1 protein-coding gene is annotated in these 530 nt (G+C 29.2%); it reads right to left on the reverse strand.

Annotated features, from left to right (window positions below; genetic code table 11):
- Positions 1 to 193 precede the first annotated feature (193 nt).
- A complete protein-coding gene (locus tag ABD005_RS18170; RefSeq protein WP_343819171.1) occupies positions 194 to 439 on the reverse strand; it encodes a hypothetical protein in 246 nt (81 codons plus the stop codon).
- Positions 440 to 530: the final 91 nt, after the last annotated feature.

Raw genomic sequence — 530 nt, forward strand, 5'->3', positions numbered from 1 at the left:
TATTGTCTTCCTAAGACCGCTTGGCCTCCGACTTATAAAAATATGACAATTTTATATTTTTACATCTTAAATTTTTCTATCTGCAGAATTAGTATCTGGAAAATGAAAAAAATTCGGCATAGCTTTAGCTAATATTTAGAAAAGAAAAAAACAAACTAAGAATTAAAAAGAAGAAAAAGAAAAAAAGAAAGACTTACTTTTCAAGTTCAATTTTAGTCAATTTTAACATATTGTTTCTTTTTTCAAAAAATAATCTTATGTATCTAGTTTCGTGATATATACCAAATACAGTGCCAAAATCATAATCAAATCTGAATTCAATCTTATCATTAAAGATATTGATATTATTTGAATTTATCCCGTAATATTCCATAATTTTTTCAACAATTTCTTTAAGCTGTTTTTCGCTAAATGTCAGTTCTTTTTTCGTTTTTAACACTTTCCTCTGTACGAAGTCGGGAGGCCAAGCGGTCTTAGGAAGACAACGGCAATCCGCAACTCCTTGGCTCACAGAACGACATGGCTAAGAT

This window comes from Colwellia asteriadis (genome assembly GCF_039523295.1).
Taxonomy (GTDB): Bacteria; Pseudomonadota; Gammaproteobacteria; order Enterobacterales; family Alteromonadaceae; genus Colwellia; species Colwellia asteriadis.